This window comes from Acetonema longum DSM 6540, assembly GCF_000219125.1.
Lineage (GTDB): Bacteria > Bacillota > Negativicutes > Sporomusales > Acetonemataceae > Acetonema > Acetonema longum.
The window spans coordinates 66,705-91,022 of sequence record NZ_AFGF01000017.1; the positions used below are offsets into that span (position 1 = coordinate 66,705).

26 protein-coding genes, 1 pseudogene and 1 riboswitch are annotated in these 24,318 nt (G+C 53.0%); of the genes and pseudogenes, 13 read left to right on the forward strand and 14 right to left on the reverse strand.

Features of this window, described 5'->3' with window-relative positions:
* Positions 1–19 precede the first annotated feature (19 nt).
* A complete protein-coding gene (locus ALO_RS02350; RefSeq protein ID WP_004092471.1) occupies positions 20–1,657 on the forward strand; it encodes a DUF1800 domain-containing protein in 1,638 nt (545 codons plus the stop codon).
* A gap of 283 nt (positions 1,658–1,940) precedes the next feature.
* On the forward strand, positions 1,941–3,173 hold the full coding sequence (locus ALO_RS02355; protein WP_004092473.1) for a DUF1501 domain-containing protein: 1,233 nt from the start codon (positions 1,941–1,943) through the stop codon (positions 3,171–3,173).
* Positions 3,174–3,260: 87 nt separating this feature from the next.
* On the opposite strand, the gene ALO_RS02360 is transcribed toward ALO_RS02355, so the two are convergent.
* From ALO_RS02360 to ALO_RS02390, 7 genes and pseudogenes are all read right to left on the reverse strand, one after another.
* Complete coding sequence (locus tag ALO_RS02360; RefSeq protein WP_004092474.1) at positions 3,261–3,785, reverse strand: 2-oxoacid:acceptor oxidoreductase family protein; 525 nt, start codon at positions 3,783–3,785, stop codon at positions 3,261–3,263.
* 2 nt (positions 3,786–3,787) lie between these two features.
* Positions 3,788–4,609, reverse strand: coding sequence for a 2-oxoacid:ferredoxin oxidoreductase subunit beta (locus ALO_RS02365; protein WP_040292582.1), 822 nt, complete (start codon positions 4,607–4,609; stop codon positions 3,788–3,790).
* 76 nt (positions 4,610–4,685) lie between these two features.
* Positions 4,686–5,813 carry a 2-oxoacid:acceptor oxidoreductase subunit alpha gene (locus ALO_RS02370; RefSeq protein ID WP_004092476.1) on the reverse strand — a complete coding sequence of 376 codons (1,128 nt, stop codon included), beginning with the start codon at positions 5,811–5,813 and terminating at the stop codon, positions 4,686–4,688.
* A gap of 25 nt (positions 5,814–5,838) precedes the next feature.
* On the reverse strand, positions 5,839–6,024 hold the full coding sequence (locus ALO_RS02375) for a 4Fe-4S binding protein (RefSeq protein ID WP_004092477.1): 186 nt from the start codon (positions 6,022–6,024) through the stop codon (positions 5,839–5,841).
* A 343-nt stretch (positions 6,025–6,367) separates the two neighbouring features.
* Positions 6,368–7,177: a MetQ/NlpA family ABC transporter substrate-binding protein gene (locus tag ALO_RS02380; RefSeq protein WP_004092479.1), complete on the reverse strand. Its 810-nt coding sequence runs from the start codon at positions 7,175–7,177 to the stop codon at positions 6,368–6,370.
* 19 nt (positions 7,178–7,196) lie between these two features.
* Complete coding sequence (locus tag ALO_RS02385; RefSeq protein ID WP_040292545.1) at positions 7,197–7,850, reverse strand: methionine ABC transporter permease; 654 nt, start codon at positions 7,848–7,850, stop codon at positions 7,197–7,199.
* Positions 7,819–8,875 (reverse strand): annotated as a pseudogene (locus ALO_RS02390) (methionine ABC transporter ATP-binding protein). The gene ALO_RS02385 and the pseudogene ALO_RS02390 overlap by 32 nt, the downstream one beginning before the upstream one ends.
* 90 nt (positions 8,876–8,965) lie before the next feature.
* Positions 8,966–9,071: riboswitch (SAM riboswitch) on the reverse strand.
* Between the two features lie 208 nt (positions 9,072–9,279).
* Here ALO_RS02390 and ALO_RS02395 point away from each other — a divergent pair.
* The gene (locus ALO_RS02395) at positions 9,280–9,579 is read left to right on the forward strand and encodes a YerC/YecD family TrpR-related protein (RefSeq protein ID WP_004092482.1); all 300 of its coding nucleotides are present in this window, start codon (positions 9,280–9,282) and stop codon (positions 9,577–9,579) included.
* Positions 9,580–9,674: 95 nt separating this feature from the next.
* On the forward strand, positions 9,675–10,880 hold the full coding sequence (hisZ, locus tag ALO_RS02400; RefSeq protein ID WP_040292583.1) for an ATP phosphoribosyltransferase regulatory subunit: 1,206 nt from the start codon (positions 9,675–9,677) through the stop codon (positions 10,878–10,880).
* 269 nt (positions 10,881–11,149) lie between these two features.
* Here hisZ and ALO_RS02405 read toward each other — a convergent pair whose 3' ends face one another.
* On the reverse strand, positions 11,150–12,100 hold the full coding sequence (locus ALO_RS02405; protein WP_004092485.1) for a D-2-hydroxyacid dehydrogenase: 951 nt from the start codon (positions 12,098–12,100) through the stop codon (positions 11,150–11,152).
* 190 nt (positions 12,101–12,290) lie between these two features.
* On the opposite strand from ALO_RS02405, the gene hisG reads away from it, so the two are divergent.
* Genes hisG through hisIE form a run of 8 tightly spaced genes read left to right on the forward strand, consistent with a single transcriptional unit; the run spans position 12,291 to position 18,798 of the window.
* Entirely contained in the window at positions 12,291–12,965 is a 675-nt protein-coding gene (gene hisG, locus ALO_RS02410) for an ATP phosphoribosyltransferase (RefSeq protein ID WP_004092488.1), read from the forward strand.
* A complete protein-coding gene (hisD, locus tag ALO_RS02415; RefSeq protein ID WP_040292547.1) occupies positions 12,952–14,313 on the forward strand; it encodes a histidinol dehydrogenase in 1,362 nt (453 codons plus the stop codon). Before hisG ends, hisD begins: the two co-directional genes overlap by 14 nt.
* Complete coding sequence (gene hisC / locus ALO_RS02420; protein WP_139025298.1) at positions 14,291–15,409, forward strand: histidinol-phosphate transaminase; 1,119 nt, start codon at positions 14,291–14,293, stop codon at positions 15,407–15,409. The genes hisD and hisC overlap by 23 nt, the downstream gene beginning before the upstream one ends.
* Positions 15,396–15,980 (forward strand): imidazoleglycerol-phosphate dehydratase HisB, encoded by a 585-nt coding sequence (gene hisB / locus ALO_RS02425; protein WP_004092491.1) that lies wholly within the window; start codon positions 15,396–15,398, stop codon positions 15,978–15,980. The genes hisC and hisB overlap by 14 nt, the downstream gene beginning before the upstream one ends.
* A gap of 14 nt (positions 15,981–15,994) precedes the next feature.
* Complete coding sequence (hisH, locus tag ALO_RS02430; protein ID WP_004092492.1) at positions 15,995–16,615, forward strand: imidazole glycerol phosphate synthase subunit HisH; 621 nt, start codon at positions 15,995–15,997, stop codon at positions 16,613–16,615.
* Between the two features lie 46 nt (positions 16,616–16,661).
* Entirely contained in the window at positions 16,662–17,390 is a 729-nt protein-coding gene (gene hisA / locus ALO_RS02435; protein WP_004092493.1) for a 1-(5-phosphoribosyl)-5-[(5-phosphoribosylamino)methylideneamino]imidazole-4-carboxamide isomerase, read from the forward strand.
* Between the two features lie 2 nt (positions 17,391–17,392).
* A complete protein-coding gene (hisF, locus tag ALO_RS02440) occupies positions 17,393–18,151 on the forward strand; it encodes an imidazole glycerol phosphate synthase subunit HisF (protein WP_004092494.1) in 759 nt (252 codons plus the stop codon).
* A complete protein-coding gene (hisIE, locus tag ALO_RS02445; RefSeq protein ID WP_004092495.1) occupies positions 18,148–18,798 on the forward strand; it encodes a bifunctional phosphoribosyl-AMP cyclohydrolase/phosphoribosyl-ATP diphosphatase HisIE in 651 nt (216 codons plus the stop codon). Before hisF ends, hisIE begins: the two co-directional genes overlap by 4 nt.
* Positions 18,799–18,860: 62 nt before the next feature.
* Here the strand turns inward: hisIE and spoVAE are convergent, their stop codons facing one another.
* The 3 genes from spoVAE to spoVAC are packed head-to-tail and all read right to left on the reverse strand — an operon-like array spanning position 18,861 to position 20,714.
* Positions 18,861–19,214, reverse strand: a complete 354-nt coding sequence (spoVAE, locus tag ALO_RS02450) for a stage V sporulation protein AE (protein WP_004092497.1) — start codon at positions 19,212–19,214, stop codon at positions 18,861–18,863.
* Between the two features lie 16 nt (positions 19,215–19,230).
* On the reverse strand, positions 19,231–20,232 hold the full coding sequence (gene spoVAD, locus ALO_RS02455; RefSeq protein WP_004092499.1) for a stage V sporulation protein AD: 1,002 nt from the start codon (positions 20,230–20,232) through the stop codon (positions 19,231–19,233).
* 2 nt (positions 20,233–20,234) lie between these two features.
* Positions 20,235–20,714, reverse strand: a complete 480-nt coding sequence (gene spoVAC / locus ALO_RS02460) for a stage V sporulation protein AC (RefSeq protein WP_004092501.1) — start codon at positions 20,712–20,714, stop codon at positions 20,235–20,237.
* A gap of 265 nt (positions 20,715–20,979) precedes the next feature.
* Between spoVAC and ALO_RS02465 the strand changes: the two genes are divergently transcribed.
* Complete coding sequence (locus ALO_RS02465; protein WP_004092503.1) at positions 20,980–22,191, forward strand: multidrug efflux MFS transporter; 1,212 nt, start codon at positions 20,980–20,982, stop codon at positions 22,189–22,191.
* Positions 22,192–22,223: 32 nt separating this feature from the next.
* Here the strand turns inward: ALO_RS02465 and nifU are convergent, their stop codons facing one another.
* The 3 genes from nifU to ALO_RS02480 are packed head-to-tail and all read right to left on the reverse strand — an operon-like array spanning position 22,224 to position 24,278.
* A complete protein-coding gene (gene nifU / locus ALO_RS02470) occupies positions 22,224–22,652 on the reverse strand; it encodes a Fe-S cluster assembly scaffold protein NifU (protein WP_004092504.1) in 429 nt (142 codons plus the stop codon).
* Positions 22,649–23,842 (reverse strand): cysteine desulfurase NifS, encoded by a 1,194-nt coding sequence (nifS, locus tag ALO_RS02475; RefSeq protein ID WP_004092505.1) that lies wholly within the window; start codon positions 23,840–23,842, stop codon positions 22,649–22,651. The genes nifU and nifS overlap by 4 nt, the downstream gene beginning before the upstream one ends.
* Positions 23,835–24,278, reverse strand: coding sequence for an RrF2 family transcriptional regulator (locus ALO_RS02480; protein WP_040292554.1), 444 nt, complete (start codon positions 24,276–24,278; stop codon positions 23,835–23,837). The genes nifS and ALO_RS02480 overlap by 8 nt, the downstream gene beginning before the upstream one ends.
* Between the last annotated feature and the right edge of the window lie 40 nt (positions 24,279–24,318).

Consider the following 24,318-nt stretch of genomic DNA (forward strand, 5'->3'; position numbering starts at 1 on the left):
CCGGGAAAGGAGAGAATGGATGAGAATATTAGTATTTCTGTTGCTTTTCCTGTCTCTTGTTTCCTCCGGAATGATCCGGGCTCAAGCCCAATCGCTGCTGCCCTACGCCCGATACGGACTGACCGATCGGCAGGCTGCCGCCTTCCTGTTGGACCGGTTTGCTTTCGGCGCCAGGCCTGGGGAGGTAGAGATGGTAGTAGCAAAGGGTGTTTCAAATTGGTGGGAGGAACAGTTGACCGGGACCCTGCCGGAAGAAAGGCTGGCGGCCGAACTGGCTTCTCTGCCGGCATTGGGTCTGTCTGCCAGGCAGATGGCCTATGCTTATCCCAATGCGGGTACGGTATGGATGGAGGCCCGTCAGGACGGATACATACCGGCGGGGTCCTTGCCGGAAGCTCAGACCAACAGGAAGCTGGAGCAGTATCGTCAGGCCAAAGGATATGGCAGCCAGAACGACTTGGTGGCGCAGTTATATAAGCAAAAAATCGCCCGGGCGATTTACAGTGAAAATCAATTAGTGGAAGTCCTTACCGATTTTTGGTTTAATCAATTCAACGTCTCGGTCACTGACAGCCGGGCTTTGCCTTACATATTGTCTTATGAACGGGATGCCATCCGGCCGCATCTGTTCGGCAAATACAGTGAACTGCTGAAGGCAACGGCGAAGCATCCGGCCATGCTCTATTATCTGGATAATGCTTCGTCCTTTGATGACGGGGCCGCTTTACCCCAGGGCGGTCTGAATGAAAACTATGCTCGCGCCCTGCTTGAACTTCACACCCTGGGTGCGGCAAACCGGTATAAGCCACAGGATGTCACTGGAGTTGCCCGGGTGTTTACCGGCTGGACCGTCTTACCGCGGGGGCAGGCGGGAGAGCGGCTGGCGGCCCGGATCACTCGGGATGAAACCGGCGATGCCTTGGGATCTCACGGTTTCTTATTCCTCTCTGGTTTGCATGATGCGAAAGAGAAGGCGGTCCTGGGCGCTGCTATTTTGCCGGGCGGGATGGCTGAAGGAGAAAATCTGCTGGTCGCGCTGGCCAGGCGGAAGGACACCGCCGACAACATTGCCCGCAAGCTGGCGGTCAGGTTTATTGCCGATAAACCACCCTCTGGGGCAGTGAAGCGATTAAGCGGGATTTATCTGCGCACTGACGGCGATTTACGGGCTTTGCTGCAGGGCATTGTCAACTCCCCGGAATTCTGGCAGCAAGCCGGGCTGCGACAAAAGGTTAAGCCGCCGGCGGCCTATATCATCAGTGCAGTCCGCAGCCTGGACGCAACGGTGACCGATTACCGCTCCCTGACCCGGTGGATGGCCCGTCTGGGACAGCCCTGGTATGCCTGCATCACACCGGCGGGATATTCCGATAAAGGAACAGACTGGCTTAACAGCGGTGCGCTGCTGCAACGCATGAACTTTGCCTTTGCCTTAGCCCGGGGTCAAATTCCTGGTGTGAATTGGTCGGCAGATCCCTGGGGCGATACTCTTCAGCGTTACGCCGGTGCAGGTCTATCCCCCATAGCTGCCCGGATGCTGCCGGAACGGAAATATGACGGCTTTGCGTCTCTGGCTACAGAATATCCCCAGCCAGTTCTAACCATCCGCGACGCAGCCGGACTAGTCCTGGCGTCGCCTGAATTCCAACGTTACTAGGGGGACCGTTGGAAAAGGCCCATCTGCATCGTTGCCCGTTCGACGTACCCTGCGAACGTACAGTCTCACGCCCGGCCTCGTCGCGCTGTATCAAAATCCGCGATTTTTCGGGAAGGCGCGATAGTGGATGAGCCCGCATAAGATGAAAAGTCGCCTGAATTCTTCACTGTACGGAAACGCAGAGCGTTTCTCTTACCTAGCATCTGGACCTTTTTGAACGGTCCCGGATTCGAGGCCATAGATGAATTGGGCACAGACTTCCAGGGTTTGAAAGGAGGACTTTATGCTGTTGACACGTCGGCAGTTTCTGCAAACCACGGCCGGCCTTATCGCGCTGCTGGCCGGGGGAGAATATGGCAACGCCGCCGCTGCTTCCTTTGGCAGACCGGCAGAGTCTAACACGCTGGTGATTCTTTCGCTAAAAGGCGGGATGGACGGACTTATGGCGGCGGCGCCGCTGAACGACCGCTATCTGACCGGTTGCCGGCCGACGCTGGCTATGACCGGAAGCATGCTGGCACTGGATGGGCAGTTCGGGCTGCATCCGTCCCTGGCCCCCTTGCTGCCCTTGTATCAGGCAGGACAACTGGCGATGATTCACGGCGTTGGCTCACCGGATCCTTCCCGCTTTCATTCTGATGCCCAGTATTATCTGGAAGCCGGTACACCCGGCAGCAAACACAGCAAGAGCGGCTGGCTGAACCGGGCCGACGCTTTATTAGGCGGAAACAAGCCCTTAAGCCTGGTGTCCCTGACTCATATTTTGCCGCTGATCATGCGGGGAGAGAGGCCGGCTGCAGCTATGGCCAATATTAGGGATTTTTCCTACCGGCTGGGGCTTCTGAGAGAAGATAACGCCCGGCTGGCCCAAAGTCTCCAGTCCATGTATCAGCAGAGCGACTATCCGACTCTGCAGGCAACGGCCGCTGAAATTCAGGCAGTTGTCGAGAAACTGGCGGCAGTACAGCAGCAATCCCTGTTACCGGAAACGGGAATTCTCTATCCCAACACCGCCTTTGGCCGGGCTATGCGGCAGCTGGCCATGCTGATCAAGGCTGACGCAGGCGTGAGGTTTGCCTTTGTTGAGCTGGAAGGGTGGGATACCCATATTCGGCAGGGGACCGCCAACGGACCGTTTGCCCGTCAGGCCTATGAACTGGCATTAGGTATGGCCGGATTCTGGCAGGATATCGGTGCCCGGCAACAATCGGTAGTATTAGCCACCCTGACTGAATTTGGCCGGACTGTTCAGGAAAATGAGTCCGGCGGAACTGACCACGGGCGAGGTTCCTGTTCATTTCTGCTGGGAACCCAGGTCGCCGGAGGCCGGGTTTACGGACAGATTCCGGAACTGGCACCGGACAATTTGGCAGAAGGACAGGCGTTGCCTGTGACTACTGATTTCCGGGCAATATTAGCCGAAATCTTCCGCCGGCATTTCAGACTGACGAAATATCAGGCGATTTTTCCCGGCTGGGAAGCAGGAGCCAAGCCGCTATCTCTGTGGAAACAATAAAAAATAAAAAGGAAACCGGGGTATCGCAAACGTTGGAAAAAACGCGTGTGATACCCCGGTTTATTTTAGGGTCCTGTAGTTACTGCCTTATTTTATTAACCCCATACCCAGTTCCAAAGCCTTTTTGTTGATTTCCTCGGTTCCCTGGGGAACCCGATGGAGGACGGCTTTGGTTACTGCTTCCACTGAAACCGCTTTGGTCAGGGATACAATGGCGCCCAGGGCCACGATATTGGCGAACAGGGCTTTGCCGAGTTGCTCGTGAGCCACTTTGGTGATGGGGAGTTTTAGAACGTTTTTGGCATGGGCCGGCACGTCCTTGACAAAGGTGGTATCGATGATGAGAGTGCCGCCGGTTTTCAGATCAGTGGCGTATTTATTGGTGGCTTCCTGGCTCATGGCCAGGACCAGGTCCGGCTCAGTTACTTTCGGATAATGAATCGGTTTTTCCGAAATGATAACTTCGGCTTTGCTGGCGCCGCCGCGGGCTTCCGGGCCGTAAGACTGGGACTGGATGGCCAGTTTGTTGTCCAGGAGCGCAGCTTCCGCCAAAATAATGCCGATGAGAATCAGGCCCTGACCGCCTGAACCGGATAAGCGTAATTCCATCATAATTACTTAGCTCCTTTCTGCGCATTGGCAATGACCAGATCATCATACTGTTTGGTATACTCAGGAGCTTCCGATTTATGAAGCACACCGATGAGGAATTTGCCGGCCAATTGTTCCGGAGTCATTTTTTTTGCGGCTTCCACATTCACCGCATGATCCCGTTGCCATTTCATCATGGTTGGAGCGTCGCCCAATTTGTTCTGGCGTCCGTTATAGATCGGGCATTGAGTCACGGCTTCGATCAGAGAGAAGCCGTCATGGGCAATGCCCTGGGCAATGACATCTACTAGCAGCTGGGTGTGAAAGGCGGTACTCCGGGCGACGAAAGTGGCTCCGGCAGCCTTGGCCAACTCCGGAACATCGAAAGGACGCTCCAGAGTGCCGTAAGGAGCGGTGGTAGCGATGCTGTGGGAGGGGGTCAAGGGGGAGTATTGTCCGCCGGTCATGCCGTAAATATTGTTATTGTACAAGACCACCGTCAGGTTGATATTGCGACGGGCAGCGTGAATGAAATGGTTGCCGCCGATAGCGGTGCTGTCGCCGTCGCCTGTGACTACGATCACATTCAGTCTTGGTTCGGACAGCTTGACGCCGGTGGCCACCGGCAGAGCCCGGCCATGGGCGCTGTGTACTGTGTCGAAATTCAGGTAACCGGATGCCCGTGAGGAACAGCCGATGCCGGACACAATGACGGTTTCATCTTGGTTGAGTCCCAACTTATCAATAGCCTTTACGATCGCGCCGGTCACAATGCCGTTGCCGCAGCCAGGGCACCAGATATGCGGCAGGCGGGGCCGGAAATATTTCTCAACGAGTTTTTCCATTTGTTCTATAGCCATAACACGCCTCCTGATTTTTTTCGGAATGGGAATCTGTTGCAACGAGGCAGACGGGCCTGTTTCAACGGCCCCCTAAAACCTGCAGCAGTTCCTTGGGCGAAATCGGATCGGAATCGTACTTGGCCACCAGCTTCACTGGAGCCTTGCCTTCCACAACCCGTTTTACTTCTCCCACAACCTGGCCGTAATTCATTTCGGCAACCACGATGTTTTTTACTTTCGTCGCCAGTTTGGCAATCTGTTTGTCAGGGAAAGGCCACATGGTAATCATGCGGAACATGCCGGCCTTGATTCCCTGCTCCCGGGCCATGTCAATGGCGGCGTAAGCCGAACGGGCCGTTCCGCCGTAGGCTATGATGGCGGTATCGGCGTCTTCCAGGCGATATTCCTCATAGAGGACGATATCATCCAGATGGTTTTCAATTTTTTCATGCAATCGTTTCAGCAACTTTGCGGTAGCAGCCGGGGAACCGTTGGGGAAGCCGGTTTCGTCATGGACCAGGCCGGTTACGTGATACCGGTAGCCTTGCCCAAAGGCAGCCATGGGCGGCACCAAGTCCTGGTCAGGCTTGTAGGCCTGGTAGTCGGCGCTGGGAGCGGCGGGGGCTTTACGGCAAGGCTGCTTTACCTCACTATAGTCAGGAAGCTCAATCTTTTCCCGCATGTGGCCGATTACCTCGTCCATCAGGAAAATGACCGGTACGCGGTATTTCTCCGACATTTCATAGGCTTTGATTGTGAGGGAAAAACATTCAGGCACACTGGCCGGCGTCAGGGCGATGATCGGATGATCACCATGGGTACCCCAGCGGGCCTGCATCACATCGCCTTGAGCGGCGGCGGTAGGCTGTCCGGTGCTGGGACCCACCCGCTGTACGTTGGCAATGACTACAGGGGTCTCGGTAATGGCCGCATAGCCGATCAATTCCTGCTTTAACGAAAACCCGGGGCCGCTGGTTGCGGTTAAAACTTTTTTCCCTGTCAGGGAAGCGCCGATGATTGCCGCCATACTGGCGATTTCATCTTCCATTTGGATGAATTTCCCGCCAACCTGCGGCAGGCGTTTGGCCAGAGACTCCGCAATTTCCGTGGACGGGGTGATGGGGTATCCGGCAAAAAACTTGACACCTGCTGCGATAGCGCCCTCGGCACAGGCTTGGTTCCCTTGCATAAGAAGAACTTTTGCCACTCTATATCCACTCCTTAAGTCTTCTCTACTTCTTCTCTACAAAAATCGCATAATCGGGACACCGCATTTCACATTGCTTACAGCTAATGCATTTGCTTTCATCAAGGACGATTACTTTTTCAAGCTCACTCAGTCCCAGTACCTGTTTAGGACAAAATGTAACACATATGCCGCAACCTTTACAACGTTTTTCGATAATTTTCAACGCCATTTTCTCACCTCCGTATAGTATCATTTGGGGGGAAAGCGGATGCTGTTTGCTATGCTGGCAGCCAATTTTCCCGCTGAAACGCTGGGTTCATTACTGAAACCGTTTCTGCTGTTGAACAATTACGACGCCACCAGGGGAAATCCTGCTCAAATTGGCTGACTTTCTAATGAATGTGTAAAGTATATTCTGATTTATCAATTTATGTATTTATATATGTTTACATACATAAATACATGATTTGTTGTTTAACAAAAAAACGCTGGCGCAATCAAAACCGGAGGCCGCACAGAGTGGAAAAACCCTTTGCGGCCTCTTTATTCTGTTTTATATCAATCCGGTTCGCTTACCAGGCAACCAATACGGAACCTTTGAAATGTTCCTGGATAAATTTTTTCACTTCGTCAGTTTGATAAGCTTTGAGCAGTTTTTGTACGGCAGGATTGTCTTTGTTCTTGGACTGAACGGCAACGATGTTGGCGTAAGGAGAATTGCCGTCTTCCAGAGCCAGGGCGTCTTTGGTCGGTACTAAGCCGGCAGTCATGGCGTAGTTGGTATTAACGGCTGCCAGGTCCATATCCGCCAGAGAGCGGGGGATTTGAGCCGCATCCAGCTCACGGATTTTGATATTTTTCGGATTTTCGGCAATATCGGCCACGCTGACCAGAATGCCGGCGCCCGATTTCAATTTAATCAGGCCCTGTGATTCCAAAAGCAGCAGAGCTCTGCCGCCGTTGGTGGGATCGTTGGGAATGGCCACTACAGCGCCGCTTTTGACCTCGACGATGCTTTTGACTTTTTGCGAATACAGTCCCATCGGGAAGATAACGGTTTTAGCCACGCTGGTGATATCATACTGACGGTCTTTGATCATATTATCCAAATACGGCTGATGCTGATAGCTGTTTACGTCAATATCTCCCTGATGCAGAGCCACATTGGGCTGAACATAGTCGTTGAACTCGACGATCTGGATCTTGAGACCGTCTTTTTCGGCGACCTTCTTTACCATTTCCATGATTTCGGCGTGAGGACCGGCGGTAACGCCTACTTTTAGGGGTTTATCTGTCTGTGTTTCCTGTTTAGTGCCGCCGCAGCCGGCAGCCAGAAGGGACAGGGAGAAGAGAAGGGTAAGAATGAGAGCAAGCTTTTTCATGGGTAAACCTCCTTAACATTTATCGTTTATCTAAGCGTCGTGCCAGGTAATCCCCGCAGGACTGAACAATCTGTACCTGGGCGATGAGAATTATTACGGTGATCAGCATGATATCGGCGCGAAAACGCTGATATCCATAGCGGATGGCCAGGTCTCCCAGGCCGCCGCCGCCGATGGCCCCGGCCATGGCCGAGTAGCCGATCAGGCTGATGACGGTGATGGTCAGCCCGAGAATAATGGAGGGCAGTGCTTCCGGAATCAATACTTTAAAGATAATCTGCCGAGGCGAGGCTCCCATAGCCTGGGCGGCTTCCACCACGCCATGGTCCACTTCCCGCAGGGATGATTCGACGATCCGGCCGACAAAGGGAATAGCGGCTATACTTAGCGGTACAATGGCGGCTTCAGTGCCGATGGATGTGCCCACGATCAGGCGGGTCAGGGGGATGATGGCTACCATCAGGATGATAAACGGTGTGGAACGGGCAGCGTTGGCAATCGCGCCTAAGATGCGGTTGATATAAAGGTTCTCCAGAATATGGCCCTTGTCGGTAGCCACCAGAATCACGCCCAGGGGCAGGCCAAGGATAGCGGACGCCAGTGCGGATACACCCACCATATAGCAGGTTTCCCAAAGAGACTCAGCCAATAGCACGATTAGTTCTTGCGACATAGCCAATCACCTCAATTCCTAAATCACGGGCTTTCAGATACTGGAGGGCATTATCCAGGGAAGTTTGCTCCCCAGATATTTCCAGCAAAAGAGTGCCGAAAGTAGTGTGTTGAATATGGTCAATATTGCCGAACAGGATGCTGGCATCCACATTAAAGCGGCGGATGACGCTGGCAATGACCGGCTCCTGGGCCGCCTGGCCGATGAATGAGATACGGATGACCAGATTGCCGTCTGGCAGCGGCTTGGCGGAGAAAGCGGTATTCTGAAAGAAGTCAGGCAGGTCGTAATTGACAATGGTCCGGATGAACTCCCGGGTGATGGGTGCCTGGGGTTTGGCGAACAAATCCAGAACCGGCCCTTGTTCGATGATCTTGCCGTTGTCGATGACTGCCACCCGATCGCAGATTTTTTTGATGACCTGCATCTCATGGGTAATCAGGACAATGGTCAATCCCAGCTTGCGATTGATATCCCTCAGCAGTTCCAAAATTGATTTGGTGGTTTGCGGATCCAGGGCTGAGGTGGCTTCGTCGCACAGCAGCACTTTCGGTTTGTTGGCACGCCCGGGCGATGCCCACCCGTTGCTTCTGGCCGCCGCTTAGCTGCGCCGGATACTGATCTTTTTTATCGGCCAGCCCTACCAGCTCTAAGAGCGGCATCACTGCCTCACGGATCTGGGATTTGTTCCAGCCGGCCAGTTCCAGGGGAAAGGCCACGTTATCGTAAACAGTGCGGGAGGTCAGCAGGTTGAAGTGCTGAAAGATCATACCGATTTTTTTGCGGACTTGCCGCAGCTCCTCTTCCGGCAGGACAGTCATTTCCTGACCGTCCACCAGAACTGACCCCTGGGTGGGTCTTTCCAGCATATTGATGCAGCGGATCAGGGTGCTTTTGCCGGCGCCGCTTTTGCCAATGATTCCGAAGATTTCGCCCCGGGTTACACTCAGGCTGACGCCTTGTATCGCATGTACATTGCCTCTGGCGCTGCTATAGGTCTTTTCAAGGTCGCTCATGGCGATCATGAGGTCTTTTGGCATTTTAATTGACTCCTTCCGAAAAAATTTAAGAACCCCTCTTCGTATAGCAGACGAAGAGGGGTGATCACGCCATCTCTTTCATCTGTCAGGAAAAATCCTGATGGAATTGGCACCGTTTCGCAAAATGCGATGGTTGCCGCGGCGTCATCGGGCCAGTCCCTCAGCCAACTCTTGATGAAATCTTAAACATATATAGTTATAGTTGATGAAATATATAGTAGCATGTTGGCGAAAGTCTGTCAATAGGACGGCAAATAAAGTTATATTCCGAATTGATCGATTCCTTATTTTTTTGATTTTATCCGGTAAAGAATAAAAGGAGTAAAGCAGGAAAGGAAAGGTAAGTGGCGAACTAAAAATTAAGACAGAATGAAAAGGGGGAGCAGTCAGTGGCGATCAATCCAAAACTCAAAGACGAGTTAACGGATCAGCTTATGCGCGCGGTGCTGTTATTAAAAAGCGAGGAAGAATGCTATCAGTTCTTTGAGGATATCTCCACCATCGGGGAGCTCAAGGCACTTTCACAGCGCCTGGAAGTAGCCCGGATGCTGGAAGCGCGTCATACCTATGATGAAATTGTGGCGAGGACAGGCGCCAGCACTGCTACGATCAGCCGGGTGAAGCGGTGTTTGTACTATGGAGCGGACGGATATAAGATAGTACTGGAGCGATTAGGGGAGGACCGTTGAAAAGGACCAGCTGCGTCACTTCAGCCTCCTGTGGGCGGGCCTGGCATCTGGGCCTTTTTGAACGGTCCGGGGCTACAGATAATTTTGCAACAGAAATGTGGGGAGGAGTAGAATTGACAAACCGGAAGGATTATGTACCGCAAATTCCATACGGGACCAGGGATTTTTTGCCGCAGCAGGCTCATGGCAAACGGCTTTTGGAGGGCCAGCTGGCTCGATTGTTTACTGTCTGGGGTTATGAGGAAGTGGTCACTCCCACCATGGAGTATTACGAAACATTAACCACCGGGGCCGGCGGCGAGTTAAGCGAAAATGCTTTTAAATTTTTTGACCGCAATAATCAGATCCTGGCGCTGCGGTCGGATATGACTACTCCCATCGCCAGGGTCGCCGCCGCTCGTCTGCAGGAGAGCCCAATGCCCTTGCGCCTGTTTTATCTGGCCAATGTATTTCGCCAGGAACAGGCTCAAACCGGCCGGCAGTGCGAATTTTACCAGGCAGGGGTGGAATTGATGGGGGCCCGGCAACCGGCGGCTGACGCCGAAGTAATTGCCCTGGCGGTTACTGGCCTACAGCAGGCCGGCTTGCAAAACTTTCAAATCGGGTTGGGACAGGTGGACTTTATCAACGGTGTGATGGCTGAATTCGATCTGACCGCCAAAGAACGCCTGCTGGTCAAAAAGGCCATGTTGAAGCGGGATCTGGTGGGTCTTGACACGCTTATCGCCCGCAGCGGGCTGAGCCAGGCCGCAGGGGAAATATTGCGCAAAATACCGTTGATGAGCGGGAAAGAAGAGATCCTGGACCAGGGCTACAAAATGGTGAAGAATCAAACAGCCCGCGGGGCCCTGGAGAACTTGGACTATATTTATCAGCAGTTAAAGCATTATGAATTAAATGAAAATGTGAATTTTGACTTAGGCATCATCCGGGATTTTGACTACTACACCGGTATGGTATTTGAAGGCTATACGCCGGGGCTTGGGTTCCCATTATGCGGCGGCGGACGCTATGATAACATGGCCTCTGACTTTGGGGTCAACCTTCCGGCTACCGGCTTTGCCCTGGGCATTGAGAGGGTCATGCTGGCCCGGGAGCGGCAGGGAATGGCAATGCCAACCGCGGCAAAGGATTTTTATATCGCTTGGGCCGAGAATAAAATGGATCAAGCTATCAGCGAGGCTGGAAAACTTCGCCGGGCCGGCCGCACCGTAGAATTGGCCATGGCGTCCGCGACTCAGAGTCAGGCCCAGGAACAGCAAGAGACAAAAGGGTATGCCGCCCTGCGCTATTTTGGCTAGGGGAGCCGCAGAAAAAGTCAGGCCGTCGAAAGATTCTCCTTGGATGGGGAGTTTTCGACGGCCTGTTTATTTAATGGTTTATTGTGTACAAGGCGTACAGCGCCATAAGCCACATCACTATAATTACATAGGCTGCTAGCCAAATTTTTGGTTTGCCAGCCGGAGGATTGTTTCTTGCTTCTTCCCGGCATGCCTCCAGTATACTTGAGGGTATTATCTTAATTACCAGAGCGATAGCTAGTGGCAGTATTCTTTTCCAACGGCCCCTTTTAATAACCCTTAACCTTGTCAATTACATTGAACATCTCCCGGTCATTAACGTAGCGCAGTAAATTATCGGCAAAAAGTTTGACGGCCCGGTCCAGATAATGGGGAGACAGAGCGGCCACATGGGGCGTGATAATGACGTTGGACATGTCCCAGAGAGGGCTTTCGGCCGGCAGTGGTTCATGCTCGAACACATCCAGCCCTGCCCCCTGAATCAGACCCTGTTCCAGGGCGTCCGCCAGGTCGGGCTGGCATACCACCGCGCCGCGGGCAATGTTGATAAAGTAGGCCGTCCGTTTCATAGCGCTAAACTGTTCCAGCCGGAATAACCCTTTGGTATCTTCGGTTAATGGCAGGGTCACGACAACGAAATCGCATTGGGACAGCATTTCATTCATCCGTTCGGCCGGATACATTTTGTCCACAAAGATCTCGGTGGTTGCGGTGCGTTTGGTGGCTAACACGTGCATGCCCAGGCCTTTGGCCCTTTTGGCGATTTCCCGGCCGATGCTACCCAGGCCTACGATCCCGATGGTCTTTTCGTGGATCTCCTGAGGCTCTACCCGTTTCCAAATATGCTGCTGCTGCTGGCGGATGAAAAGATTGAAGCCGCGGGTAAAGGCCAGCATGAAAGCAAAAACATGCTCGGAAACGGGTATGCCATGTATGCCGCGGGAATTCGTCAGAATGGTATTGCTTTGCTGGATTTCCGGGAATACCAGATTTTCCACTCCTGCGCTTAGAGCGTGCACCCATTTCAGTTTGGGCGCAGCAAGGTATAACCGGCGAATATCCGCAAATCCCCAAGCTACCAGAATATCCGTGTTTTCTATGTATTCCGGCGCGTGCGCCAAATCGCAGCTTATCACGCTGGTATCAGGGATCATGTTGGTAATGGTCTGGGTATGACGTTCGGCTAAAGGATTAAGGAAAAGGACATTCAATGCGGGCATCAGTATGAACCCCCTTAGACTCATTGTTCCTTATGAATTATTCGACATGCAATTTAAAATTCCTACATTTGGTTTTTGAATTCCATCGGTACCATTTTAAGCAAAAATCAGATTGACGGTTTATAAGAACAATGCTATTATATTAGCATATTAATACTTTAACTAATTAAAGAAATAATAGGAGAGTAAAATGACAGCCAGTGATATGAATTACATAACGGTGGCTCTACCCAAAGGCAAATTATTCGGACCGGCGGCGAAAATGCTGATGGAGCTGGGGTATGCACCGGAGGATCTCAGGGAGAATTCCCGCAAGCTGGTCATCACCAATGAGACAGGCAAGATGCACTTCATCATCACCAAGCCGGCGGATCTGCCGACTTATGTGGAATACGGCGCGGCTGACATCGGCATCATCGGCAAGGATGTACTGCTGGAAGACAGTAAAGATGTCTATGAGCTGATGGACCTGAAATTCGGCTTTTGCCGCATGATGGTGGCAGTTCCCCAGTCCTTGCAGCGGGAAAAACTCAGCGATTACGCTCACATGCGAGTGGCGACAAAATATCCCCGGATTGCCCAAGGGTTCTTCCACAGCCAGGGTATCCAGGTGGAAATTATCAAACTCAATGGCTCTATTGAACTGGCTCCCATGGTGGGATTGGCCGAAATCATCGTGGATCTGGTGGAGACAGGAAGGACGTTGCGGGAGAATAATCTGGTGGAGGTGGCCGAGATCCATCCTGCTACGGCGCGGTTTATCGCCAACCGGGTGAGCTTCAAGATGAAATCCGCGCGGATTAACCGGCTGCTGGGTCAACTGAAGGAAAAACTGGAAAGTGGGTGCCCTGATGCGAAGGTTTGATGCGGTCGGCATGGACCAACAGGAATTAGCGAATTTGCTGCGGAAACCGCCCTTTGATCTTGTACGGCTGCCGGCAGCGGCTGAAAAAAGAATGGAGGCCATGTTTGGACGGGAAATGACTGCTTCTCAGGTAGTGGCGCAGATTATTGAAGATGTGCGATCGGCGGGCAATGAGGCGCTCATCCGCTATACCCGGTTGATCGACGGGGTAGAGCTTACCCCGGAGACCTTAGAAATCAGCCAAGGAGAATTCGCGGCGGTAGAATCTCAGGTGGACGACCAACTGAAAGAATCCATCAATCTGGCGATTGAAAATGTCCGGCGCTTCCACCGGGAACAGCTGCCCAGGACCTGGCTGACCTATCGGGACCACGGCGCCATGCAGGGACAGGCCTGCCTGCCCCTGGAACGGGTGGGCATCTATGTACCCGGGGGTAAGGCCAGCTACCCCTCCTCAGTGATTATGAACGCTGTGCCGGCCACCGTAGCCGGCGTACGGGAAATCATCATGGCCGTGCCGCCTGCCCGTGACGGCAGTGTCAATCCTTATGTACTGTATGCGGCCCGCCAGGCCGGTGTGCACAAGGTATACAGACTGGGCGGCGCCCAGGCCGTGGCTGCCCTGGCCTTTGGCACCGAAACAATCGGCCGGGTGGATAAGATTACCGGGCCGGGCAATATTTTCGTTACCCTGGCGAAGAAAGCCGTATATGGCTTTTGTGATATCGATATGCTGGCCGGTCCCAGCGAAATTCTGATCGTAGCCGACCGGACCGCTGATCCGCGTTATGTGGCGGCGGATCTGTTAAGCCAGGCTGAACATGATGAACTGGCTTCCTCGATTCTGGCCACTGAAAGTCCCGAACTGGCGGCCCGGGTAGAGAAGGAACTGGACCGGCAGCTGGCTCTTTTGCCCCGGCGGGACATTGCGGCGGCGTCGCTGGCGGCCAACGGCATGATCATTACCGTAGCAGATATGGCTCAGGCCATGGAGGTAGCCAATCTAGCGGCGCCGGAACATCTGGAGCTCCTCACGGCGGAGCCCTTCTCCCTGTTGCCTTTGGTCCGTCATGCCGGTGCAGTGTTTTTAGGCCCTTATTCGCCTGAACCTCTGGGCGATTATCTGGCCGGCCCCAATCATGTGCTGCCTACGGGCGGCACTGCCAGGTTTTATTCGGTGCTGAATGTGGAGAGCTTCATGAAGCGGACCAGTATTGTCGCCTATACCAAAGAGGCGCTGGCGGCTGCCGGCGAACATATCATCCGGCTGGCTGACGCCGAAGGGCTTGGGGCCCATGCCAATGCCGTGCGCATGAGGAGGGAAGATGAGAGTGAAAAAAATTCGTGAGAACATCAGCCAACTAAAACCCTACAGCACCGCAGAAACTCAATGGCGCGTCAGACTAGACGCCAACGAACGGCCGGAGAATCTGCCTTCTGCGGTGAAAGAGCAAGTTTTAAACCGTCTGGCGGGCCTGGATTTCAACCGCTATCCCGACAGCGGCGCAACGGAATTGCGGCAAAAAATCGGGGCCGCATTTGGGCTGGACGGAGGCAATGTGCTGCTGGGAAACGGGTCCAGTGAGCTGCTGGCAGTGATCTGCACTGTGTTTGGAGGAGAGGGTCGAAAAATCATCTACCCCACCCCGTCTTTTTCCATGTATTCCGTGTATGCCAAACTGTCAGACAGTCCGGCCTTCGCTATTCCCCTGGAAGCGGATTTTAGCCCGAATATGGAAAAAGTCATTGGCGCTGCTCAGAGTGAACAGGCCGGTTTGGTTATTCTCTGCAATCCCAACAATCCCACCGGCAACGTGATGCAATCGACTGACATCCGGACCGTACTGGCAGCTGCTACCTGTCCGGTGGTAGTGGATGAGGCCTATTATGAATATTGCGGCCAATCGGTCAGTGACCTGTTGCCTCAGTTTCCCAACCTGATTATTACCCGTACCTTTTCCAAGGCCTACGGCCTGGCCGGGGTCCGGGCAGGCTATATGCTGGCGGCGGCGGATATTGTGGCGGCAGTGATCAAAGCCCAATTGCCTTATCATATGAATGCGCTGTCTTTAGCGGCTGCTACAGCTGTCTGGGAGACGCGGCAGGCTTTTGCCGCCGACATTGCCCTGACGATAGCCGAAAGGGAGCGGATGACTGACAGTTTGGGACATTTATCAACTGTTCAGGTTTACCCCTCCAAAACCAACTTTTTGCTGATCCGGGTAGAGCAACCTGCCGCCTTGCGGGAAATGTTCGCCGCTCAGAGTGTCGGTATCCGGGACTTCAGCGATTATCAGGGACTGGAGGGATGCTTCCGGATTACGGTGGGAACCAGAATAGAAAATAATTTGGCTATGAATATATTGGAACGGTATCATAAGACCCGGGAACCAAGCGGCGGCGCAGGATTCCCGAAAGGAGATTCCTATGGTGAGACTCGCTGATATAGAACGAAAAACAGCCGAAACGGCAATCGCAGCCGTCCTAAATCTGGACGGCGCCGGAACGGCTGCTATCCAAACCGGCGTGGGATTTTTCGATCATATGCTGACGCTTTGGACCCGTCACGGTCTGTTCGATTTGACACTGGAGGCCAAAGGGGATATGCAGGTAGATGCCCATCATACGGTGGAGGATGTCGGCATTGTCTTAGGGCAGGCCTTTGCCGCCGCCCTGGGGGATAAGCAGGGCATCCGCCGCTACGGCACAGCTTTTGTTCCTATGGATGAAGCCCTGGCCACGGTTTCCCTCGATATCAGCGGCCGCCCCTATCTGGTTTACGAGGTCCCTTTGCCTGCCCAGAAAGTGGGTGAGTTTGACACTGAGCTGGCCGAGGAGTTCCTGCGGGCCTTTGCCGTACATGCCGGTGTGACCCTGCATGTACGGCTGCTGGCCGGCAAGAATACTCATCACATCCTGGAGGCGGTGTTCAAGGCTCTGGGCCGGGCTCTGGACAAAGCCAGCCGGAAGGACGAGAGAATCCGGGGAGTATTATCCACGAAAGGAATACTTTAGCAGGGAGGCGCGTTATGAACAGCAAGGCTGATATTGCCATCATCGACTACGGTATGGGTAACCTGGGCAGCGTGGCAAAAGCCTTTACCGGCCTGGGAGTTCGGGCGGAAGTTACCGGCAGTCCTAATGCCATCCTGCAGGCCGGTAAAGTTGTCTTGCCGGGAGTCGGGGCCTTTGGCGACTGCATGGCCAATCTGGGCAGGTTCGGCCTGATAGATACCATTCGCCGGGTGATTGACCGGGGAACCCCTTTTCTCGGTATTTGCCTGGGACTGCAAATGTTGTTTGAAGGCAGCGAGGAGGACCCTGGCATACCCGGGTTGGGCATTTTTCCGGGTTTGGTAAAAAACATTGAGGCCCCCGGATTAAAGGTGCCCCATATGGGCTGGAACAGCCTGTCCCTGAGCAGCGGCAGTCCCTTGTTTGTCGGACTGGGGGAATCTCCCTGCGTCTATTTTGTGCACAGCTATCATGCCGTGCCCGCCGACCCGTCCATCATCACCGCTGCCGCTGTTTACGGCGGAACGGTGACGGCGGCGGTGGGAAAGGACACCATTCAGGCCGTTCAATTCCATCCGGAAAAATCCAGCGCCACCGGCCTGAAAATCCTCAAAAACTTTATAGATAACATATAATACCGGGACGGTTCGAAAGAACCGTCCCCTTGAAGCGGGTGACAATATGATCTTATTTCCGGCGATTGATATACGCGGGGGGAAATGTGTCAGATTAACTGAAGGCAGGTTTGACCGGGAGACCGTTTTTGCCGGGGATCCGGTGGCGATGGCGCTGCAATGGACAGCTGCCGGGGCTGAATATTTGCATGTAGTGGACCTGGATGGGGCTGTGGCCGGAACCCCGGTCCATGAGGAAATCATTGCCGCCATTGTAAGAAAAAGCGGTCTGCCGGTGCAGGTAGGCGGCGGCATTCGTACCCTTCAAAGCATCGAGGCATTGCTATCGCTGGGTGTGGCCAGAGTCATCCTGGGCTCGGCGGCGGTGAAAAATCCCGCACTGGTGGAGGCCGCCTGCCGACAGTACGACGAACGGATTGTGGTCGGCATCGATGCCAGACAGGGCCGGGTTGCGGTGGAAGGATGGGTCGAGAGCAGCGGAGTGGCTGCGGTTGATCTGGCAAAAAAAATGGCGGCAGTTGGGGTCCGGCGGCTTATTTATACCGACATTGGCCGGGATGGAACCCTGGCCGGGGTAAATCTGCCTGAGACCTGCGAAATCGCCCGCGCCGCCGGCATACCGGTTATCGCCTCCGGCGGCGTCCGGGATATGAGGGATATTTTGGTCCTGCAAAAAGCTCCCGCCGGGATCGAGGGAGTGATTATCGGCAAAGCTTTATATACCGGGACGCTTTCGTTAAAAGAAGCATTGCGGCAAATTCGGGGAGGGGTATAGAGTTGTTTACCAAACGCATTATTCCCTGCCTGGATGTAAAGGACGGCAGGGTGGTTAAGGGAACCAATTTTGTCGGCCTGAGAGACGCCGGCGACCCCGTGGAGATGGCGGCGGTGTATGACCGGGAATTGGCCGACGAATTGATCTTTTTGGATATTACCGCCTCGGAGGAACAGAGAAATACTATGGTGGATGTGGTAGAACGCACTGCCTCTCAGGTTTTTATTCCCTTTACCGTAGGCGGCGGCATTCGCACCGCTGAGGATATCCGCAAGATGCTCCAGGCGGGAGCCGATAAAGTTTCACTGAATACCGCGGCGGTGAACAACCCGCTTTTGTTGGCGGAAGGCGCCAGGCGATTCGGCCGTCAGTGCATGGTGCTGGCGGTTGACGCCCGTCAGGCCGGACCCGGCCATTGGGAGGTCTGTATCAACGGCGGCAGGATTCCCACCGGCATGGACGTGCTGACGTGGGTGCAAAAGGCCACGGCCCTGGGAGCCGGCGAAATCCTGCTGACCAGCATGGACCGGGACGGCACCAAAGACGGCTACGATATTCCTCTGACCCGGGCGGTGGCCGAAGCCGTGTCTGTACCGGTTATCGCCTCCGGCGGCGCCGGCTGTCTGGAACATTTTTATGAAGCCCTGACCGATGGCAAGGCCGACGCAGTACTGGCCGCCTCGGTGTTCCACTACAGTCAGTTTACGATTAAAGCCGTGAAAGAATATCTGAAACAGCGAAAGGTGGAGGTCAGATTATGAACCTGGACCTGAAAAACCTGAAATTTGACGCAAACGGCCTGATGCCGGCTGTGATTCAGGATGCGCACACGGGCGCTGTGCTGATGCTGGCCTATATGAATCAGGAATCCCTTGAGAAAACCATAGCTACCGGATTGACTTGGTTTTACAGTCGCAGCCGCCAACGTTTATGGAATAAAGGCGAAACCTCCGGCCATATCCAAAAAGTCCGTGAAATCTATTTTGATTGTGATGCCGACACGCTGCTGGTCAAGGTAGAGCAAGTGGGAGTGGCCTGCCATGAAGGCAGTTACTCCTGCTTCAGCCGGAAACTGTATGTCCCGGAGCAAACCAACCTTGAGCCGGCTGCTGTCAGCGACTTTACCCCGGCGGTCATTCTGAATGAACTCTATGGGGTCATTACCGACCGTAAAACAAACCGCAAAGAAGGTTCTTATACCAATTATCTGTTTGATAAGGGACAGGATAAGATCCTGAAAAAAGTCGGCGAAGAAGCGGCTGAAACCATCATAGCCTCCAAAAATCAGGATGAAAATGAAATATTATACGAAATGGCGGATTTGTGGTATCACTGCCTGGTATTGCTGTCCTATCACAATCTAACTCCGGCCGAACTGCTGAAAGAATTACATAGTCGGCGCAAGTAGCAGCGGAAAATCTGCGATAAAAGCACAAATCCTGCAAAGTTTCTTGCTTTGCAGGATTTGTATTATCCCTTCGGTTTAAACAGGAGAGCCGCTAGAAAACCGAAAATAATCGCCGCTGAGATGCCGCTGCTGGTGATTTTGAAGATACCGGTCAATACCCCGATGATGCCGGTTCTTTCGGCCTCCTGCAGGGCGCCTTTGACCAGTGAATTGCCAAAGCTGCTGATCGGAACGGAAGCCCCGGCGCCGGCAAACTGAATCAGCTGGTCATACAATCCGAATCCTCCCAATATGGCGCCGGATACCACCAGTGTGACCATGGTATGGGCCGGGGTCAATTTCAATCCGTCCATCAGGAGTTGCCCCAACACGCAGATTGCGCCGCCGACGACAAACGCCAAAATAAATTTTTCCACGCTAAGACCTCCCTTGTTATCGTTCTATGGACACCGCATGGGCGATGCAGGGGATGGTTTCTTTTTGTTGATAAGACATAGGGGAGAGCAGGGCCCCGGTGGCGATAACCAGAATCCGGTTCAGTTCTCCCCGGCGCATGCGGTTTAACAAATGGCCAAACGTGGTGGTAGCGACACAGGCGCAACCGCTGGCGCCGGCTAAAACCTGCTGATCTTCCCTGTACATTAAAAGGCCGCAGTCGGTCAGCTTTTCTTCCGGAATAACAAGCCCGCGCTGGGTGAGCAAATCACTGGCGATGCGGTGGCCCACCTGGCCTAAATCGCCGGTGGCAATCAGGTCATAGTGAGACGGGGTAATTCCTAAATCACGGAAGTGAGATTCAATGGTGTCCACTGCTGCCGGCGCCATGGCCGCTCCCATGTTGAACGGGTCGGAAACCCCTAAGTCAATCACCCGGCCAATGGTCGACGCTACGACCCGCGGTCCCTGACCCTGCTTGGCCACGATGGCAGCTCCGGCGCCGGTGACAGTCCACTGGGCGGTGGGCGGTTTCTGGGAGCCATATTCAGTGGGATAGCGGTATTGTTTTTCCGCCGCGGCGTTATGACTGGAGGTGGCGATCAAGGCATTGAGGGCAAAGCCGCTCTCTACTATCAGCGAGGCCAGGGACAGACCCTCGATGGAGCTGGAGCAGGCGCCGTAGACGCCCAGAAAAGGCACCCCCAAGCTGCGGGCGGTAAAGCTGCTGGGAATGATCTGATTGATCAGATCACCGCTGAGAAAAAACTGAATAGCTTCTTTGGTCACTCCGGCTTTTTGGATGGCTATTTCGCAGGCTTGCTCCAAAAGTTCTCTTTCGGCCTGTTCATAGCTATCCTGCTCCAGCCAGATGTCATCGTGCAACAGGTCGAAATCATCAGCCAGCTTGCCCCGGGCCTCAAAGGGGCCGCCAACAGCTGCCGAGCTGATGATGATCGGTTTGGATGGAAAAATCCAGGTTTGTTGTCCTTGCAACATATTTACATCCCGCCTAACGATTCGATCAGTATTTTGATGATTGCCACAATAAAAGCGCTAAAGACGCCAAAAACGATCACCGGTCCGGCGATTTTAAACATATTGCCTCCGACCCCTAAGACAAAGCCTTCGCTTTTGTGGTCCAGGGCAGCTGAGGCGATGGTATTGGCAAAACCGGTAACCGGAACGGCTGAACCGGCGCCAGCCCATTGGGCGATTTTGTCATATACGCCTAATGTGGTCAGAATCACCGAGAGAAGAATCAGAATGGCCACAGTAGGATCGCCGGCTGATTTTTCGTCAAAATTAAAATTGGTTATAAAAAAAAACTGAATTCCCTGGCCGATGGTACAAATTACGCCGCCGCCAATAAAAGCCCGTATGCAATTGGCCAGGATGGGGCGCTTTGGCTCCCTGTCGTCGGCAAATTTTTGGTATTGCTGTTGGACCGGGGTTGGTTTCTTTTGTTTGCTGCCGGACACGGCATCAACACCTCTACTTTCATATATGCGTATCAGCGTACTACGCTTATCACCGTATTAGTCTTTTTCATCTTTGAGAATTTCATGCGTGAAGTATTATTTAAATCGGTAAAAGATGGCCTGCGCACATGAATGTGTCAGGTCATTTCAAATTATCGAAAATTAGGATGTGGCATTTTAATAGGATTGGAGTTATGCTTAATAGGATTATCATCCATTTCTATAAAATAAATTTTTAAAAAAATTATTGTACGCAGGTGTTATTATGGAATCTTGGGAAAAAAATCTCGGGGTCTGCTGGCTGGCGACACTGATTGTATCATTGGGAATGAGCCAGATGGCTCCGATACTGCCTCTGTATGTGGAGCATCTGGGAGTTCATGGCCAGGCGGACATCGCCAGGTGGTCGGGCATTGTCTTTGGCCTCAATTTTGTCAGCTTAGCTATTTTCTCTCCTATCTGGGGAAGATTATCCGATCAATACGGACGCAGGCCGATGATTTTGCGGGCCAGTTTTTCTTTGGCTGTGATCATGACCTGTATGGGCTTTGCGCAAAATGTCTGGCAATTGGCCGGACTGCGGCTGATGCAGGGGACACTTTCCGGCTTCCAGTCGACAGTGGTTACACTGGTGGGGACTCAGACTCCCACCGAGAGGGCGGGGTGGGCCTTGGGAGTGCTTTTCAGCGCCCAGGTGGGAGGAACCTTGATGGGCCCCTTATTAGGCGGGGTTTTATCGGAATTTGTCGGTTTTCGCGGCAATTTTTTTGTTATCGGGATTCTGTGTTTTCTCGCCTTTATTGCCTCGTACCGGTTCATTTACGAGAAAAAAATCGACACAACCCAGCCGGCTCTGGATTTCCACGAAGTATGGAGCCGACTGCCTCATCCTCGGGACACTGTCTGTCTCTTGATCACTACCTTGCTGCTACAGTTGGCTCTCATGGCGATCCAGCCGATTATTACCGTTTATATCTCTCATTTGTCGGCGGATGCGGCTCATATCGCCCTGGTATCCGGTGCGGTTTTCGCCGCTTCCGGTCTGGCCAGTCTTCTGGCCGCTCCCAAGCTGGGCAAGATCTCCGACCGGATCGGCCCTCATAAGGTGCTGCTGGCGGCATTGACGGCAGCCGGGATTATCTATATACCCCAGGCGTTTGTCAGTCATGCATGGGAATTGGGCATCCTCCGCTTTATGCTGGGCATGGCTGTCGCCGGTCTGCTGCCGTCCGTTAACAGCCTGATCAAGCACAGCACGCCGCCGGCCATTACCGGCCGGGCTTTCGGCTTTAATCAGTCCGCCCAGTATGTGGGCATGTTTTTGGGGTCGATGTTAGGCGGACAAATGGCAGCTGCCTTTGGCATTCAGAATGTATTCTTATTCACCGGCGGATTATTGCTGGCAAACGCCTTTTGGGTATATCACACGATATATCAGCATGATGAACTTTTTCGCGGCACGGACGAGGAGAAATAAAACAGTCCCGGCAATTTGCCGGGACTGTTTTATTAATGACCGTGGACTTGTTCGTGAATATCGGTATGTTCCTTGTAATCCCATGGTTTCAGGCCCTGGGAGATGCGATAATCATTAATGGCCTTGTGAACGGCTTCTTCGGCCAGCACTGAGCAATGCATTTTAACCGGAGGCAGGCCGTCAAGAGCCTCGGCTACCGCCTTATTGGTCAGATCCCAGGCTTCTTCCAGGGTCTTGCCTTTAATCATCTCCGTAGCCATGCTGGAGGAAGCGATGGCTGAGCCACAGCCAAAGGTATTGAATTTTACATCCAGGATACGGTTATTCTCCACTTTCAAATAGATTTTCATAATATCGCCGCATACGGCGTTGCCGACTTCGCCGACGCCGTTGGCATCGGCGATTTCGCCGACATTTCGCGGATTCATAAAGTGATCCATTACTTTTTCACTATAGTTCATTGCGCTTTCCCCTCTTCTTGCAAGAATTTTTTCCACAGAGGCGACATATCTCTCAGTCGCTGCACGATAGGCGGCAGGACTTCCAGTACATAGTCGATGTCCTGTTCAGTGGTGGCGCTGCCCAGGGTGAGTCTGAGAGAGCCGTGGGCGATTTCATGGGGTAGTCCGATTGCCAGCAGCACATGAGAAGGATCAAGGGAGCCGGAGGTGCAGGCGCTGCCGCTGGAAGCTGCGACCCCTTTGCTGTCTAAGAGCAATAGCATAGATTCGCCTTCGATGAACTCAAAGCATACATTTACATTGCTGGTCATCCGTTTATCGCCGGCAGGGCCGTTTAAGCGTGTATAGGGGATTTGGGTCAGTCCGTTGATCAGTTTGTCCCGCAGGAAGCCCAAATGACGATTTTCTTCCTCCATATTGGACACCGAGAGTTCCAGGGCTTTTCCCAGGCCAACAATGCCGGCGATGTTTTCTGTGCCGGCCCGTTTGCCTCTTTCCTGTCCGCCGCCGTGAATCAGGCTGTCGATTTTTACACCCCGGCGGATATACAGAACTCCCACGCCTTTGGGACCGTAAAATTTGTGAGCTGCCAAACTCAGAAGATCAATATTCAAGGCTTTCACATCAATGGGAACATGCCCGGCCACCTGGACGGCATCGGTATGAAACAATACGTTTCTTTCCCGGCAAATCTTGCCGATTTCCGAAATCGGCTCAATCGTGCCGATTTCATTATTGGCGAACATCACCGACACCAGGATAGTTTTATCGGTAATAGCCTTTTTTAACTCATCCGGATTGATAAAGCCCTGGCTGTCCACCGGCAAATAGGTCACCTGGAATCCGTTTTTCTCTAAAAACTCGCAAGTGTGTAGAATCGCGTGATGCTCAATTTTAGTGGTAATAATGTGGTTACCCCGGTTTTTATGAGCAAAGGCTACACCTTTTAAGGCCCAGTTATCTGCTTCCGAGCCGCCGCCGGTAAAATAGATCTCGTCTTTCGCGGTATTTAAAACTTTGGCAACTCTTTCCCTGGCCTGGTCGATGGCCTGTTCGGTCACCCGCGACATGGCATAGATAGAAGAGGGATTGCCGTAATATGTATTCAGATAAGGCAGCATCTCGTTGAAAACTTCCGGTTTAATGTACGTTGTGGCCGAATGATCCAGATAAATTTGTTTTTCACTCACGTTCTACACCGTCCTTTTGATTTTGGTTCATCATATTATAATCATCAACCATATCCTGTAGAGTAGTCGATTTGAGCACGCTGTCAATGCTTTCCTTGATCCTGACCCATAGGAGCCGGGTGGCGCATTGGTTCATATTGCTGCAGGCTGTATCTTCCACGCAATCGGATATTTCAATGTCGCCTTCCAGGACTTGTATAATATCGTAGACCGGCACCTGACCGGGAGGTTTGTTTAAAGTATAACCGCCGTAAGCGCCGCGAATGCTTTTGATAATGCCCGCCTTGCGCAACTGGGCAAACAACTGCTCCAAATAGTATTCCGATATACTGTGCTGTTCGGCAATCGACTTGATAGAGACCGGCTCCTTGCCATAATGGATCGCCAGTTCCAAGACGGATTTTACGCCATAGCGCCCTTTGGTAGACAATTTCATTTCATCACCGCCCACCACTAATTCCTAGTGATTTACTCTG